The organism is Microvirga terrae, assembly GCF_013307435.2.
Taxonomy (GTDB): Bacteria; Pseudomonadota; Alphaproteobacteria; order Rhizobiales; family Beijerinckiaceae; genus Microvirga; species Microvirga terrae.
The window spans coordinates 2888459-2904949 of sequence record NZ_CP102845.1 but is presented as its reverse complement, the minus strand read 5'-3'; the positions used below and the strand labels follow the sequence as shown (position 1 = coordinate 2904949).

Below are 16491 nucleotides of genomic sequence, written 5' to 3'. Positions count from 1 at the left end.
TCAGAAATGATGCCGTCTATGAAAGTGGTGCCTACCTGTTTCACCAGAACCCTTCTGCAACTCTTGGCGACGAGGCATTGCCGTCCGGCAGGGCGCCTTCAGGTGGGGAGAATCGACCATGGTTCTGCTTTGGCAGTTCTTCATCGTCCGAGCGGGTTGGGGCAATGGCCGCCTCCAAGATGATCCCGTTGCTGTAAGCAGCCGCCGACATGTAGATGACCAACTTGATTCTTGGTCAATTCGGATGTGGCGGGTAACCGACCGACACTGCGCGCAGGGCAGATGCTGGCTCTTGAAGTCGACGCTCAGGACCGTATCGAAGGAGCTGCGTTCGTCAGTCAGGGTGCGCTGAACATCCAGGACGGCGCTCCGACAGTCGCAGGAAGCGTTGGGGAGGACTAGGCGCGTGGGCTTGTGGAGCCGTCGGCATGAGCATGCTCTGTTAACGCCGACCGGCTAAGGTTCCGGCATCAGACGCTCTTGCTTGGGCGCGACGAGAAACAAGGTGCAGAGCGCCGCCGCCCTAACCATGTCGACCGACGAATCCGGCGTCGGCTGGTCCCTGACTTGGTGAGCGTCGTGCCCCGCGGGCTCTCATCTGCCCCACCGTCACCCTCGCTCCAGCAGCGCGAGTGGACAAGTATTTCGTGAAAGTAGATCAGAAAGAATAAGAATTTTGACTTAAGGTACCGCTTTGAACTCAGGCCTTTTTATACGCGATGAGCGCTATACGATGGATATTTTCCTCAGGGTTCGAAAACACGAATGTTCGAAGATCTTGGCAATAATCATATTCTGGTCACAATCCCAGAGCAATTCCCAGAGCGCACCCAGTTAGTTTGGACAACACGATCCAATACGTCGGTTTGTGGCGGTAATCTGGGGGCAATTAAAACAATACTATATATACATATAGGGGCTCTACAAAAATGACGATTTATTACGTGTCGACGACTGGGTCGAACAGCGGGGCCGGCACGGCCGCGCAGCCGTTCGCCTCCCTGCAACACGCCCACAGCCTGGCCAAGCCGGGCGACACCATCTACCTGCGCGGCGGCGTCTACAAGCTCACCACCGGCATCCAGCTCTCCGCCGACGGCACCGCCGCCGCCCCGATCACCATCACCAGCGCACCCGGCGAGAAGGCCGTGCTCGACGGCGCGGCCATGACCAAGGGCGGCGCCGCCGGCTACGTGCTCAGCCTCGACAGCGTGTCCTTCAACCGCGTCACCAACCTGGAGATCCGCAACGGCGCCGAAGGCGGCCTGCTGATCAAGGGCGCGTCCAACAGCAACGTCTTCGACAACCTCGACGTGCACCACAACGGCCGCCTGTCGCAGTGGGAGGGCAAGGGCGTGTCCCTGTTCGGCTCCAGCGCCAACAACCTGCTGCGCAACATCGACTCCCATCACAACCAGGACCTGAACCTCGACAACGCCGACGGCTTCCAGGTTGCCACCACGGGCAGCGGCAACGTGCTCGAGGGCACCCGCGCCTGGGCCAACTCGGATGACGGCTACGACTTCTACAACATCCAGAACGGCACCAAGGCCGGCGCTCTCAAGGTGATCAACAACTGGGCCTGGGGCAATGGCTGGACCGTGGACGGCAAGCCCGGCGGCGACGGCAACGGCTTCAAGCTCGGCGGCGTGCGCGACGGCTCCGGCTCGACCGCCGGCGCCCACGTGGTCGAGGGCAACGTGGCCTTCGGCAACAAGATGAACGGCTTTGACGAGAACGGCAGCAACGGCGGCGTGTCCAAGCTGACGCTCTACAACAACACCGCCTACAACAACGGCATCTACAACTTCTACTTCGATGCCGCGGCCGGGCACGTGTTCCGCAACAACATCTCGTACGGGACCGGCAAGCTCAAGACCACCGGCACGGCCGACCACAACTCCTGGGACCTGGGCGTGTCACTCTCCAGCGCCGACTTCCAGTCGCTCGACAGCAGCTCCGCCGTGGCCGCCCGCGCCGCCGACGGCTCCCTGCCGCAAAGCGCCTTCCTGCACCTGGCCAGCTCCAGCGACCTCATCGACAAGGGCGTCGCCGTCAGCGGCCGCGCCTATCTCGGCGCAACCGCAGACCTCGGTGCATTCGAGTATGGGTCCGTCGGCTCCGAGCCGTCGCCGACTCCGACTCCTACGCCGACTCCCACGCCGACGCCGACCCCCACGCCAACTCCGACCCCCACGCCGACGCCTACCCCCACACCGACTCCGACCCCCACGAACACCATCACGGGGAACAGCAGCAACAACAGGCTGGTCGGCACGACAGCGGTCGATAAGATCGATGGCAGGGGTGGCAACGACTACCTGTGGGGCAAAGGCGGCAGCGACATCCTCACGGGTGGTTCGGGCAAGGACGCCTTCACGTTCGACACCAAGCTGGGCTCCGGCAATGTCGACACGATCACCGACTTCAACGTGGCGGATGATACCATCCGTCTCAACGACTCGGTTTTCACCAAGCTCGGATCGACGGGAACCCTGGCGGCCAGCAAGTTCGTGATCGGCGAGAAGGCTTTGGATACCACGGACCGCATCATCTACAACAGCAAGACGGGCGATCTGTCATACGATGCCGACGGCTCCGGCACCGGCGCGGCGATCAAGTTCGCCAAGGTGGACGCTGCCCTGAAGATGACGGCCGCTGACTTCGTCGTCATCTAACTGTCGCTATGATTCCCAGTAGCCCCGGCCATCCGGGGCTACTATCCCGCTAGCCAAGCCGGGCAAGTCGCAGCATCTGGCGCTCGTGGGCCGTGCGCTTGGTTCCTCGACGGAAATGCATGCTGATCTCGGATCAACGTCTCACGTGATTGTTCAACCCTGCAAGAGTAGAGCACGACCCCGGGTCATTTTGCGGGACTTCTCGCTGCCCGAAAGGCTTCACTCGGGCTGCGACTGAATTGTTCGCACGCATCTGCTCCATCCAACGCCCATTCTGATATCTGTTCGTGGTGCTGGACGGGTCCCTCAAGGGCGTAAGAACCTGAGCCGATGAACGCTTTCGAACCCGCAGGACACCAACATCCGCAGGGCCTGCATTCCTCCCGGAAACACGCAAACGTCTGCGGAGTTCCTTCCGATCTTCCGCCCACTTGCTCCATGACGACAGGCAGCCAGAAAATGGCTACTCAGCTAGCTTGGCTTTTCCTGCTGGGTCTGTGCATAAGCCAAATGTTTGCTCAGGATGTCGACAATCCTGATCACATCAGCTCGCGGGAGGGCAAATGCGAGCGGTCCATAGGACGGGTGGTCAAATGCAAGAAGTGAGCCGTCGATTTGCGCAACCTGGATGTACCAGGGTGGGTCAATAACAGTTTCGACCGTTTTCCCATCGAGCGGCCGCTTCTGCTCGTCTTCGACCATGAGGGCCCTGGCTTGTCCCAGCAGCTTGATGATCTGGGTAAGTTGATCAAGGTTCAGAGCGATAGGTTCTGATTGCTCCGAGCTGGGGCCGATTTCGATCGTCACCGATTGTCGATCATCGGCAACGCGAATGCCGACGCGCGCCTCGGCCATGCTATTGACCCCCTCTTGAGGGCAGAGGGCTAGATGCAGAAGCTCCAGCCAAGGTGGTGCACACGAACAGGTGCATAATATCCCCTTCAGCGTCGACACCTACCGCAAGTTGGCAGTTGGGTGTACATCCAGTTGATCGTCAAACTACGATCTTTGGCAGCTCGTTCGTCGTGCTCGGGGAAGGCAACGCTGATCCCCGGTTGCTGCGACGCCGAGCTGGCTTACCTCGTCCTCCGCCTGTTCGAGAAGGCGAGTCGACAAGTGCAGCCATCGCTGGATGTATAACTCCCCGCAGGGCCGAACAGATCCCCAGCCGGCTCTCGTCAACTCAACCGGCGCCGCCCATACGGAAATTCTCTGGCTGCGTTCGAAGGGTCGAGTTTACGGCACCCGTGCCAAGGAGGTTCCCTAGCCACTCGCCGACGTGCTCACGTACACGTGATCCACTTGTCCGGCCTGGCCTGCATCATCGCTTTGACTGCTACGGTCCGTGCGTGAGCATCCGGGGGCCCGCTTGTATCATTCAAAGGTGTAATGATACCGAAAGCAGCTTTGATCGGCAGGAAAATAAGTCAAAGTTAGCCAGCAGTTTCGACAATTTTCCGGAAAGGTTCAAGGTGTCAGGAACGTGTGTGTTGGTCCGAAGACAATCCGGTGGAATAAATCGGGAGATGCGGCGTCTTATGAGGGCATTTCCGCATCTCTTCATCCGACGCCAAGCCACCCGGGCCTGACGTCCGACAAACTATCGAATGGCGGAAATGCTACGCCAGAGGATCACTCATGTACAATTGGCGCCGACCCATTCTAGCGGTTTATGACTCACACATCATAAAGAACCCAATACCAGAACACGTTGCGCATTTGGACGCATTCCATCGCTTGTCCGTTGAGCAGCGCCGGCAGGTCCAGCTCCGCCGCCTCACCGGATTGCTTCGTCACGCAGCGCGCCACGTTCCGTATTATCAAGAACTTCTGCATAACGCCAAGGTGGTTCGGAACGGCATGGTGGATCTCTCACGGTTCGGACAGATCCCGGAATTGACCCGTAATCTCCTGCGCGACCAATTCGAGCATCTGAAGAGCGACGACCTCGACTTAAGGAGCTGGTACAGGAGAACCACCGGCGGCAGTACGGGCGAGCCCGTCGTGGTCTTGCAGGATCGTTCATACGACGATATCGGCAGAGCCGTGAAGGACCTGCATTATGAATGGGCGGGCCGTGCCTCTGGGGAGCCGCTTGTCGCGCTTTGGGGCTCCGAGCGTGACATTCTCATGGGGTCGGAAGGGTGGCGCAACAAGCTCTCCGGATTCATTCGCAACCAGACTTTGCTCAATTCCTGGAATATGACCAAAGCTGACCTGCAACGCTATGCAGAGACGCTGCAGCGGATCCGGCCTGCGGTCATCGAAGCTTATGCCGAAAGCATCTACGCACTTGCCCGCTACCTCAATGAGACTGGCACGCGGATTGACGGCGTCCGAAGCGTTATCAGCAGTGCTGGCACTCTCTATCCGTTCATACGGCACGAGGTGGAAAATGCGTTCAAGTGTCCGGTGCTGAATCGTTACGGATCGCGCGAGGTCGGAGACATCGCGGCCGAGACGACGTCTGGTTCAGGGCTTGATGTGTTTTCATACGTCAATCTGGTGGAAGTCGTGGATGAAAACGGTCATCCATGCGGGCCCGGTGAGGAGGGCGATGTTTTAGTTACGAGCCTGACGAATTATTCGATGCCGCTCATCAGGTACCGATTGGGGGACCGGGCGATTGTCGGAGCCGCCGCAACCATACCGATTCACTCGGTCGACCAGCTCCAGGCCGTCACCGGACGCATCTTGGATGCTCTCGTCCGAGAGGATGGATCAACGGTGCCCGCGACATTCTTCATGCACTTCCTGAGCGTTGTTCACAACTCCGGGTGGATCCGGAAGACGCAGGTTATTCAGAAAGATTACAACAGGATCATGATCAAGATGATCACGACAGCAGCACCGACGGACCATGCACTCGATGAAATCCGGAATACGCTGCAGCGCGTGATGGGCAAAAACTGCAGAATTGATTTCGATTTCGTCGACGATATTCCGGCATCGCCTTCAGGGAAGTATCGGTACACGATTACCCACCTGCCGCGCTCTGATTCAGGAACTTCGACGGATCCAGTTATCGTCGACGTGAATTGAGACGTCGTGCAGTCCCAGCGGACCGCTAGTCCGCTGCTTCCTTCACACCGAAGATGATTGGTCATTTCTCAGACCAAGAGCTTCTTCCACTAGAGTGGAAACAACTCTTTCCATTCTTGCGGTGCAATTGAGTTCGCTACAGCAGACCAACCTTGCCGAATATGGCTCTAGAGGCACTCCGCTGACGCAGGACGATCGGGGCCAGCTGCGAGGCGTTTGACTCGCCCGTGCTGCCCCCAGCGGTTCCAGAAGTGAGCCAACCCGACCAGGAACCCCGACCCATAGGAGACATGCAGGATCGCGAATGCGGCCATGAGCGAAGGCAGCATGGCAAGGCCTGCGTTCCGTCCCGCCCAGACGGAGGCGATGATGTTAGCTGCCGCGTAGCAGCCGGCTACCAGAACGAGCATCCAAAGGCCAGTGCTTGTGAACGGCGCAAGTGCCGCCGCGAGCAGCAGCGTCAAGACGAAGAGTGGAGGGATGAACTGCCGCGCCCGCATCTGGCTTGGATGCTTTTGCATGACACGCACCTTCCAATACCCATATTGGTAGTATTGGCGCCACAAGGAGCGCGGTGTGCTGCGGTTGTAATAGCTCGACTTGACGTGCGGGCTCATCAAAACCGATCCACCATGCTCCCGCAACCGATAATTGAATTCATCGTCCTGGTTTCGAACTTGCTCCTCATCGAACAGACCTATCTCCTCGAAGACACGGCGTGGCCAAGCCCCGAGATAGACCGTGTCCACCCATTGCTCCTGCGGGGCGAGACGCCAACGCCCATGTCCGACGCCGAAGGAAGTGCCGGTGGCCAGCGACACTGCTTCGCCAAAACGGCCCTGGCAAATCGGCTCCGTGCCACCTCCGACGTTGTCGGCGCCTGACGTCTGCAGGGCGGCTACACACTGCGACACATAGTCAGAAGCGATGAACGTGTGGCCATCGATTCGCAGGATCACATCTCCCGTCGACCGGGCGATCGCAAGGTTGAGGGCCGAAGGGGCGATCCGAAGCGGATTATCCAGCACCGCGATGCGGGTCTCAGGGTGATCAGCCGCCAGCTTCGCGATGATGGCACGGGTATCGTCCGTCGACAGCCCATCAGCGATGATGATCTCTATCAGCTCGGACGGGTAATCCTGTGCCAGGATTGCTCGGAGGCATTGTCCGATATGCTTCGCCTCGTTGCGAACGGGCATAATTATGCTGACGCTGACGGGCCGAAACGCGCGGCCCATTTCGGCCTTGATGTCGTTCGCCTCCCTCGACTGGGGCATCACGTTATGCATTTCGATCTCCCTGAATTTATCTATCTCTCTTGCCCTGGGACGACGTCGATGAGTGAGCTCATGTCATTTGGAGATTTGGCTCGAAGAGGCCCATTCAGTGGCAAGTCGATTCAGCACGACACGTTGAACGTGCGCATCCACGTCTCGAGAGACATTATTCGAAACAGCCCCAGATAGGACTCCTTGTTCCCTTTATCGATCCTCGACGACGCGTGCCACTGCCTTAAGGCTGCCGAATTGATGTACTTTTCGCTTCGCATCGTCCCTTTGACCATTTCATCGATCCGAGGCTTGAGATCATCGGAGAGCCATATGCGATCGGGTGCTGCGAAACCCAGTTTGCTCTTTCGCATTCGTACCGCCTCCGGCATCAAGCCTTTCATTGCTTTACGAACGGCGAACTTGCTCCAGCCGTTATTCACTTTCAGATGATCCGGAAGCGAGATGCCGTGTTCGACAAGGCGGTGATCCAGAAGCGGGACACGTGCCTCGATTGAGAACGCCATCGACGAGCGGTCCTCAAATCTCAAGAGTTGCGGAAGCGTGTCAACGAGAATATCATCGAGCTGAATCCGCTGCATCAGCGTGCTGGAATCCTTCGTGCCGTCGCTCCTGTGAGAGAAGGCGTTACGCCACCAACGTGTAGCAGGTGAGCTGTGATCTGAAACGGCGCTGCTCCAATCGGTTCGAATGACGTTCTTCATAACCGAGTCGACGTTCAGCAGTTGGCGCAAGCTCTTTGGCAGGTAGCGGTACCCGTTGCGCAAGTCGAGCACGTAACGGTCTCCCTGGCGCATCATGGCATAGAGCTCGCTCGACAATTTCGGGAGGCGGCCAGATCGAAGGAGAGAGGCCATATATGCGTATCGAAATTTCGCATAGCCTCCGAACACCTCATCTCCACCCTGTCCGTCGAGGAGGACTTTGACGCCGGCTTCCTTTGCCGCTCTCATAACACGCCATTGCGCGTAGAAGCTCAGGCTGCCGCACGGCATGTCCTGATGCCACGTCAGTCGTTCGAAGTCTGCCCAGAAGTCCGAAGCGGATGGGAACACGAGCTCTGATCTGGCTCCGACCGAGTCCGCGATGCTTCGAGCGAAGCTCCGCTCGTCAAGCTCCTTATATTCGTAGCAGGATGTAAAGGTGTGGAGTTTGTCTCCGATTGCTCCCGCCGCCTCGGGGTTTTCACGCGAAATCTTTCCAACCAACGCGACCACAGCCGACGAGTCGAGGCCTCCACTGAGGCAACTCCCAATCCGAACATCGCTGATCAGATGCTTTCGGACACTGTCGACAAGGAGTTCCTGCAATCGTCCGATCTGATCCTCATCCGACAGATCGTATCGTGTCTGCGGGTTCAGCTGATAATAGGACCGCGGCATGAACGTATCGGTACCCAAATCGATATCGATGCAGTGTGAACCTGGAAGCGCCTTGATGTCGCGGAACATGGTCCGCTCGCTATAGTCGCAGTTGCCGTGCGTGAGGAAGCCAAGCACGGCCTCGTCGTCGGCAACTGCCTCGACGCCCGGGAATGCGAGAAGCGCCTTGATTTCAGACGCAAAAATGAAATAGCCGTCCTTCAAGGCATAGTAGAAGGGTTTGATCCCAAACCGATCGCGAGCACAAAATAGTCTTCTGCGATTTCCGTCCCAGATCGCGAAGGCGTACATTCCCTCTATCCGCGACAAGCAATCCTGTCCCCAGTGCTCGTATGCCGTCAAAAGGACTTCCGTGTCTGTGCGGCTCCTGAACCGATATCCGCACTGCTCGAGCTCGGCGCGTAGCTCCAGGTGATTGTAGATCTCGCCATTGAAGACGATCCAGGTGCGCCCGTCGCCGGTAGCCATCGGCTGCAATCCGCGGTCCAGAAGATCAAGGATTGCCAGCCTCCTGTGTCCCAAGGCAACTTGAACCGCGTTGTTGAGACCGTACTGTGCGATCTGAGGAACGAAGACCTGGCTCGACGTGTCGCCGTCGAACCATCCCAGCAGGAAGCCTTCTCCATCGGGGCCTCTGTGGGACTGCAGGTCGTTCATCCGCTGTAGAACGCCAGTATCGACGGGCTCTCCGCTGAGGCTAACAACGCCTAAGATGCCGCACATCAGTATAACCTCCAGGATTGGTTCAAATTGGTCAAAGCAGCGGCGGCACCCGCAGGGGCTCCGGATTATCTTCTTTCGGTCGAGACGAACGGCCGATCGCTTAGCTGGTAGGTCGGACGACCGTGCCTCGTGACGCCACGGTAGATCCGCATGAGCTTGTCCGTTATTACACGTTCATCGAGTTCTTGGATTGCCTCGCGACCCTTAACTCTTCCCCCATGGAGTAGAACTTTTTCAAGGGCGGCAGCGATCGTCTCGGGTGCGTGATCCGCAGCGACTTCACACCCTTCGATACCTGCCAACCTTTCGACCACATCGCCGACAATCACGGAAGCGATGCCGAGGTTGCACGCAAGAGCCTCCTTGACAATCGTGGGAGATCCTTCCTGCAGGGACGTCACGATGAGAGCGTCGCAGGCATGCATCATCTTGATGATATCGCCGTGCGGCATATTCCATCCGAGCACGAGCGTGACCGGCAACCTTCTGTTTAGAGCATCAATCGCCTCGCGTGCCCGGTCGTAGCGCTTCAAAGGGTCCTTCGGATTGCCCACGAAGAGGACGAGCCGCTCATCGGCAGGAAGGCTCAGCTGCCGGCGCGCCTCGTCCTTCGACAATTCAGGCAACGACGCCAGGTCGACTCCTGTCGGAAGCATGTGGAGAGTCATGGACTTCGGGAGGTTTTGCCTCATCTCGTTCGAGACGATGATCACTGCATCCGCAAACCGAGCGGCGAGCCTGCCGAGCCATACGAGCAGTTTTCCACGCCAGGTCATCTGTCCTGTGTCCGAAAGCTGCCCCAGCATGTCGACGCCGTGAAAGGTGATGACAAGGGGCAGCTTCTTCGGCCAAGGGATCAATGCGGCCTGACCGAACTGGGCGTGAATCAGATCGTACTGCTTCCACTTGGATCTGTACTCCCACTGCAATCTACACCAGGCTTTGACATAGTTGAGAGGATTCTTTGCACCGCGAAAGAAGAACACATCAACGTCGGCGCCCGCGCGCCTCAGAAAATCCACCTGCTGCACGAGAAAAGGAACAGCAAAGGGACTCTTTTCCGTCGGCCACTCGGACGTAATCATCAAGACGCGTATTGGTGCCTCCATGCGAAACTCCTGATGTAACTCTTTCAATGATGTCCTCAAGCTGACCAATCCGCCATACGCGGAGTCTCGATTATTCCGCTCGAACCTTCACTCTTCGGCGTGTGATGGGAGGAGATGCCACAACGGGTTTCCTAGCGACCGATTCTTGCCTCGCACAGTGTCCAGAGCTCTCCCACGATGTGTTCCGGCTGGAACTTGCTCTTGATTGCGTCCCGTGCGCGACTTCCGAACAGCTGTCTCAAGGCGGGATCAACTGCCAGCTGATGCACATGCTGAGCCAGCGCGCGCACATCCATCCCGGCTATGAAGCCTGTCTTCCCATTCTCTATCACGTCATCGATGGCGCCAACATTTGTTGACACACACGGCACACCAGCCGCCATGGCCTCCAAGACGACATTCGGCATGCCTTCTCGATCAGACGACAATAGGAAGATATCAGCGGCGCAGATCAGCTCGCGGGCGTCCGGGACCAATCCAGGGAACTGAATAAACTTCTGCAAACCGAGCTGATCCGCGTGCGCCTTGACAGCTGGCAAATCTCCCTGATCGCGGCCTGCGACGACGGCCTTTATGGGAACTTGCTCGACAACTTGATGTACAACGTCGACAAAACGCTTGAAGTTTTTGGCAGGTTCGACTCGACCGACACCGAGAACGAGCACGTCATTGTCGGACAAGCCTAGCTTCTGACGCCAGGCCTCGCGATAGGATCGCAAGTTGTCGTCAGAAAAAACCTGAATGGCATTCGGAACGTAGACAACTTGCTTCGCGGGCGCGCTCCGCTGCGATATTTCGGTTTTTGTCCGCCGCGAGTTGCAGACCGCTGTCGATATTCCTGCCAGGCTCGCCCATGCCCAGATCCGTCTCCAGCGTGATGGCAGGTCGGTGAATCCTGTATTTCGGAACGATCCGACCCGATGAGCAGCGAGTCCGGCCAGAGCCAGTCCATAGACGTTCGTGTAGGAAGACCATGAGAAGAAGTGCTTCGCACCTTGGGCAATGCAAAGCTTTCTGAACTGCCACATCTTCGCGAGCGGGCCACCCGTCAGGAGTACGACCGGGATATTCAGTTTGCGGATCGGCTCCTCCCAGAAACCGAGTTCTCCCGACACGTAGACAACCGGGCTCCAGCGGTTACGGTCACAATACGACAAGAAGGTATAGAGCTGGCGTTCGCTACCGCCATGCTTAAACTGCCCGATAATGATTGCTATCGGTCTTGGAGGAGCTGCGGCGGAGCGCGCCTTCTCAACGTCACCGGTGTGCACTCTAGGCATTTCTTCCGCGACCATCGACAATGTTGTAACCCTTTCCCGTGCCATGTTCGGCTTGAATGGTCGTGACGTTCGGCGCATCGTCGGGCAGATGTCGGAAACGCCAGCTGTCGCATTCGATTTGCGGTTCTGATTGCTTGTCCAGATCGCTCTACATCGCAGACGAGCATCATATGTACGGACGGTAATCACTTCCTCCGCTCGTCGGCAAACATCAGCCACAACCCCGGCAGGGTACCATCAAACCAGACTGCATGTAGTCTCTCTTCGGGAGTGCACCTAAAGAGCATGCTGTCACCGATGCTCGTGCTTACCGGGCAGCGGCTAGGGCTGTAGACCCGAACGCAGACAAGACGGCCCGCCTTAATGGATCCTGAGACAAGACCCGTGGCCGTGATGAGCGGCCGATCAGGCTCACTCCACTGTTGCAGTCTCCCTCGTGCCGCTGGGCGACCGTGGTGGCCTTTCGAGATGCCGGTGAGCCTTGTGGTGGTGAGTTCTAGTGGCCCGAACCAGCGACTGACGGGCGGCGCGCGTCGAGCCGCCCGTCGTTCCCGCGGACATTATTCTGGAGTAATACCTGAGTTCGTTTCTGTTTTTCGGCCACATCGCTAAGATTTACATGAATCATGAGAGGCGCGAAGATCATGGGGAATTGGCGTAGGCCTATCTTGGGGTTTTACGACACGCATGTCACACGCAACCCTGTTCCGAACCATGTTGCCTTTCTGTCCGATTTTTATACGTGGCCGATCACGCAGCGGCGTTCGACCCAAGCTCAACAGCTCAAGCAATTGTTGATCCATGCTGCTCGCAGCGTACCATACTACGAGGATTTGCTGCGCCAGGCCGGCGTTGTTGACGGTGATCACGTTGACCTGACACGTTTTTCTCAGATTCCGGAATTGACGCGCGATCATCTGCACAACGAGTTCGAGCGTCTGAAGAGTCGGGATTACAGCACACGCCCCTGGTATAAGAACGGCTCGGGCGGAAGTTCTGGAATTCCCGTCGTCGTGCTGCAGGACCGGTTTTATGACGAGATTGGTCGATCGACCCAGGTGATGCTGCAGCGCTGGGCTGGCTGGGATTCGGGCGAACCCTACGTGACGCTTTGGGGTTCAGAGCGTGATGTGTTGCTCGGAACGTCGGGCTGGCGAAACAGGTTGTCCAACTTCATACGCAACAAGACCTTCCTGAATTCATGGTGCATGAGCCAACTGGACCTAGAGCGGTATGCCAAGATCATGCAGCAGGTTCGGCCCGTTATGATCGAAGCCTACGCCGAGAGCGTCTATGAACTGGCTCGCTACATCAATGATCATGGTATCAAAATTACAAGTGTCAGAGGTGTCGTCACCAGCGCCGGTACGCTTTACCCATTCATTCGAAATGAAGTTGAGAAAGCTTTTGGCTGTTCTGTCCTCAACCGGTATGGTTCGCGCGAGGTCGGTACTTTCGCCGGAGAGCGGGTCGCGGGCGAAGGAATGGACGTCTTTACCTACACACATCTGGTCGAGGTGGTGAACGAGCGCGGCGAGCCCTGCAAACCGGGCGAAGAGGGCGACGTGCTTGTCACATGCATGACGAACTATACGATGCCGATCATACGCTATCGCATCGGTGATCGGGCGGTTGTCGGCGCATTGACGGAATACCCCACGCCGTCGGTGGAGAAGCTGCAGACGGTGACGGGGCGCATCATGGATACCTTTGTGCGCGCGGACGGCTCGACGGTTCCTGGAAATTTCTTCATGCACTTCCTCGGAAAGGTTCACAACGACGGTTGGTTGAAGAAAACTCAGGTCATCCAGACCGATTACAACTCCATACTGATCAAGTTGATCACGGAGGCAACTCCACCCGCTTGTGCTCTCGAAGACATCCGCACATCGTTCCAGCGCGTGATGGGAGATGGCTGCAATGTCGAATTCGAGCTCGTAGACTCGATTCCGCCACTGGCATCCGGCAAGTATCGTTATGCCGTATCTCTCGTGAAGCATCCCAGGATGTGCCACAACTACCCGCTGAGTTCCTTCGTGAACGAAGACAAGATGGCGTCCTGATCCATCCTGCATTCGTTCGTGCCCTGCTCTGCAGGAGCTTGGATGAGAGCAGGGCATGGTCCAGCGAGTTCCAGAATGATCGATCGGGCGGCAAACCATGGGATGCTTCTCAGCCGCGGTCCTTGCTCGGTTTCATGTCCCGAAAGCCAGTGAGGTGAAGAGGGGATCGGGTACGACAATCGGCGACCGGCACCTCTCTTACTACAGGCAGTAGCATATGAACGCTCTGAACCGCCGCATACTCCGCGCCGCCGCATGGCTGTGCGTGCCGATCCTTGCTTACCTGTCGCTCGTCCCAGATGAATTCCAAACCCGTACCAGCGCGCCGGGATACGTCGAGCACTTCGTTGCTTATTGTGGAACCGCTGTCCTGTTTGCGCTCAGTTACCCTGAGAAACGGATGCAGATCGCCGCTTCGCTGGTGACCTATGGGATTGTCTTGGAAATGCTCCAGGGCCTGTCGCCGGGGCGGGAGAGCCGAGTCGTCGATGCATGCGTCAGTGGAGCGGGAGCCATCGTCGGAATTGCCGCCGTTGCTGTCGTGGCAGGGCGATATTGGCAGCTCGCATCGCGATAGCCGTGGAACCTGCAATCGCCGGGTCGGATCACAAAGTGAAGAAGCAGGCTGCCAATGTCGGGACGCCGGGAGGACTGTTGAGTGTTCGTGAGAGTGCGTCCAAGCGGCATGTTCAGCCCGAGCCCGCAGGAACATGAATCCTGCGGACGATCATGGGGCGGCGCAGTTGCCCGTCCGTGAGCGGCCCAAATGAAGACAACCCGCCGCGCCTGTCTTCTAAACCCGCTTTGTTGAAACATTATATCAAGGCGGTGAAATTACCGTATGGCAGCTTGCTAGTGGGGGAGCAGTACCTATAAACGTTATCGCTCCGCTTCTGGTTGATGTGATCGGGATGACCATAGGGCCAGCACGTCAAATCAGGCCCTCCCACGCTGTTACGAAACCTCAAAGGCCATCGATGGCACTGGTTAAGACGACCGATCTTCCGGGCAAAGCCACACTCCGTCAGATTGACGGCGATCCTCCGGTTCCGTCGGACCAACCCGCGTCCCTGAAACGGGTGAACTCAACGCGGCGGGCTCATGAGCGGGTCCGTGCCCGACAGCAGAAGGCCGCCGAGCGTATCGGGGCCGCCACGGAGGAACTGGCCAGCGGTGTGACTGAGTCCTCATCGGCTGCAGAGGAGTTGCGCCGCGCGATGGAGTCGATCGCCTCCGGGGCCGAGGAGGCGGCCGGGGCTTCGCAGCAATCCCTTTCGGCCGTCATAAGCCTCGGCGTATCGTTCGCCGAAGCCAGGCGGCATGCGGAGGCCACCCAATCCAAAACGGCCGGTCTCCAGAGCCTCCTGATTGAGGCGGGGGCTCAGATTGACGCTTCGGTGGCGGCCGTTACGACGAATGCAGCACGGCAGGAAGCGATGGTCGATGTGATCGAACTCCTCGAGGAGCAGGCGATCGCAATCGGCGATATCATGCGGACGGTCGGCGATATTTCCGATCAGACCAACCTTTTGGCACTGAACGCCGCCATTGAGGCCGCCCGGGCAGGGGACAACGGCCGCGGCTTCGCCGTCGTTGCCGATGAAGTCCGCGCGCTGGCCAGCGCGTCCGAAAAAAGCGCCCAAGAAGTCCAGACCCTGGCCGACGGCATCGTCACGGAGGTCCGGTCGGTTGCCGGGAGGATCAGGGGCGCGGCGGAAGCGGCAGCCGGTGAAGCGCGCACGGGTCGGGCCGTCGTATCGGGTCTGGACCGAATTCGCGCCGATATGACTCTTTTGTCCGAGGGCAGCCAGTCGATCCTGATCGCCGCTATCGAGGCCGAGACGGCCATTCGCGAGGCGCAGCGCGGGGCGGAGCAGGTGGCAAGCGCCGCCGAGGAGCAGGCTGCCGCCGCCGCCGAGGCTCAGCGTGCCGTGCAGCAGCAAAGCGTCTCTCTCGATCAAAGCCAGCAGACTGCTCAGGAACTGGCGGCCCTGGCCGATGATCTTCAGGCGAACACCGCAGGATCGGCCGCCGCCCAGCAGGTTGCATCTGCTGCCGAGGAACTCTCGGCCGCTATTCAGCAACTGTCCGGGGCCGCAGGCGAGATCATGACCGCAGTCGATCAGATCAGCCGGGGGGCGCAGATGCAGGCCGCCGCGACCCAGCAGACCAATGCTGCGATGGAACAGATCGAGCGGGCCACGGCTGCGTCCCTGGACTCCGCCGGCACGTCCGTCCAGCGCATCGAGGCTCTGGCCGGAGCCATCCAGGAGAACCGTTCGGAGACGCTGCGGATGGCCGAAGGCGTCGAACAGGGTCTGCGGGAAATGCGGGCCGTCATCGAAGTGATCGGCGGTCTCAACGAGGCCAGCCGACGCATCGAGAAGATCGTCGACAGCATCGCTCTCGTCGCGGTCCAGACCAATATGCTGGCCGTGAGCGGCTCCATCGAGGCAGCGCGAACCGGGGAGGCGGGGCGCGGCTTCGCGATCGTCTCTGGGGATATCCGCATTCTGGCCCGCGATGCATCCGAGAACAGCGATCGTATCAAGGAGGTGGTTCGCCAGATCCGGGATCAAATCATCATCGTCCGCCGCGATCTGGAGCAAAGCGCATCAAGTGCAGAGGCGGAGGTTGCCAAGAACGCCCTGATGGCCGAGAGGCTGGGGGCGGTCGAGGCGGATGTCAGATCGATCCGGAATGGCAGTGCGGCCATTCTGTCCGGGGCAGAGACGATCCTCAGCGCCGTTCGTGAGGTCAGGCTCGGGACCCAGCAGGTTGCGGCAGTGGCCGAACAGGCCGGAAACGCATCCGCGCAAGCTGCCACCGCGGCCCGGCAGCAGGCGCGCGGCGCAGAGGATTTGGCCGCCGCCATCGAGGAGATCGCCTCCCTGGCGGATGAGCTCCAGATCGCGGAGACGTGAC

General features: G+C 58.8%; 11 protein-coding genes. 5 read left to right on the top strand and 6 right to left on the bottom strand.

All coding sequences use genetic code 11. The features are described from left to right. Positions 1-40: 40 nt before the first annotated feature. Positions 41-223, bottom strand: coding sequence for a hypothetical protein (locus HPT29_RS13705; protein ID WP_173945013.1), 183 nt, complete (start codon positions 221-223; stop codon positions 41-43). A 706-nt stretch (positions 224-929) separates the two neighbouring features. Between HPT29_RS13705 and HPT29_RS13700 the strand changes: the two genes are divergently transcribed. After that, a complete protein-coding gene (locus HPT29_RS13700; protein ID WP_259059992.1) occupies positions 930-2678 on the top strand; it encodes a right-handed parallel beta-helix repeat-containing protein in 1749 nt (582 codons plus the stop codon). A gap of 471 nt (positions 2679-3149) precedes the next feature. Here HPT29_RS13700 and HPT29_RS13695 read toward each other — a convergent pair whose 3' ends face one another. Further along, a complete protein-coding gene (locus HPT29_RS13695; RefSeq protein WP_173945590.1) occupies positions 3150-3533 on the bottom strand; it encodes a hypothetical protein in 384 nt (127 codons plus the stop codon). 882 nt (positions 3534-4415) lie between these two features. On the opposite strand from HPT29_RS13695, the gene HPT29_RS13690 reads away from it, so the two are divergent. After that, positions 4416-5720 carry a phenylacetate--CoA ligase family protein gene (locus HPT29_RS13690; RefSeq protein WP_173945591.1) on the top strand — a complete coding sequence of 435 codons (1305 nt, stop codon included), beginning with the start codon at positions 4416-4418 and terminating at the stop codon, positions 5718-5720. Between the two features lie 167 nt (positions 5721-5887). Here the strand turns inward: HPT29_RS13690 and HPT29_RS13685 are convergent, their stop codons facing one another. From HPT29_RS13685 to HPT29_RS13670, 4 genes are all read right to left on the bottom strand, one after another. Then, on the bottom strand, positions 5888-7009 hold the full coding sequence (locus tag HPT29_RS13685) for a glycosyltransferase family 2 protein (RefSeq protein ID WP_173945592.1): 1122 nt from the start codon (positions 7007-7009) through the stop codon (positions 5888-5890). Between the two features lie 110 nt (positions 7010-7119). After that, positions 7120-9114: an asparagine synthase (glutamine-hydrolyzing) gene (asnB, locus tag HPT29_RS13680; RefSeq protein WP_173945593.1), complete on the bottom strand. Its 1995-nt coding sequence runs from the start codon at positions 9112-9114 to the stop codon at positions 7120-7122. Positions 9115-9179: 65 nt separating this feature from the next. Next, a complete protein-coding gene (locus HPT29_RS13675) occupies positions 9180-10223 on the bottom strand; it encodes a glycosyltransferase family 4 protein (protein WP_173945594.1) in 1044 nt (347 codons plus the stop codon). Positions 10224-10354: 131 nt separating this feature from the next. Further along, complete coding sequence (locus HPT29_RS13670; RefSeq protein WP_173945595.1) at positions 10355-11692, bottom strand: glycosyltransferase; 1338 nt, start codon at positions 11690-11692, stop codon at positions 10355-10357. 437 nt (positions 11693-12129) lie between these two features. On the opposite strand from HPT29_RS13670, the gene HPT29_RS13665 reads away from it, so the two are divergent. The 3 genes from HPT29_RS13665 to HPT29_RS13655 all read left to right on the top strand — a co-directional run bounded on the left by HPT29_RS13665 (position 12130) and on the right by HPT29_RS13655 (position 16490). Continuing rightward, a complete protein-coding gene (locus HPT29_RS13665) occupies positions 12130-13566 on the top strand; it encodes a phenylacetate--CoA ligase family protein (protein WP_173945596.1) in 1437 nt (478 codons plus the stop codon). A gap of 217 nt (positions 13567-13783) precedes the next feature. Further along, entirely contained in the window at positions 13784-14143 is a 360-nt protein-coding gene (locus tag HPT29_RS13660; RefSeq protein ID WP_173945597.1) for a VanZ family protein, read from the top strand. A 400-nt stretch (positions 14144-14543) separates the two neighbouring features. Continuing rightward, on the top strand, positions 14544-16490 hold the full coding sequence (locus tag HPT29_RS13655) for a methyl-accepting chemotaxis protein (RefSeq protein WP_173945598.1): 1947 nt from the start codon (positions 14544-14546) through the stop codon (positions 16488-16490). The last annotated feature ends 1 nt before the right edge of the window (position 16491 follow it).

Coding starts and splice junctions, on each gene's coding strand:
- HPT29_RS13700 (WP_259059992.1), top strand. CDS start 930: ATGACGATTTATTACGTGTCGACGACTGGGTCGAACAGCGGGGCCGGC.
- HPT29_RS13695 (WP_173945590.1), bottom strand. CDS start 3,533: ATGGCCGAGGCGCGCGTCGGCATTCGCGTTGCCGATGATCGACAATCG.
- HPT29_RS13685 (WP_173945592.1), bottom strand. CDS start 7,009: ATGCATAACGTGATGCCCCAGTCGAGGGAGGCGAACGACATCAAGGCC.
- asnB (WP_173945593.1), bottom strand. CDS start 9,114: ATGTGCGGCATCTTAGGCGTTGTTAGCCTCAGCGGAGAGCCCGTCGAT.
- HPT29_RS13675 (WP_173945594.1), bottom strand. CDS start 10,223: ATGGAGGCACCAATACGCGTCTTGATGATTACGTCCGAGTGGCCGACG.
- HPT29_RS13665 (WP_173945596.1), top strand. CDS start 12,130: ATGAGAGGCGCGAAGATCATGGGGAATTGGCGTAGGCCTATCTTGGGG.
- HPT29_RS13660 (WP_173945597.1), top strand. CDS start 13,784: ATGAACGCTCTGAACCGCCGCATACTCCGCGCCGCCGCATGGCTGTGC.
- HPT29_RS13655 (WP_173945598.1), top strand. CDS start 14,544: ATGGCACTGGTTAAGACGACCGATCTTCCGGGCAAAGCCACACTCCGT.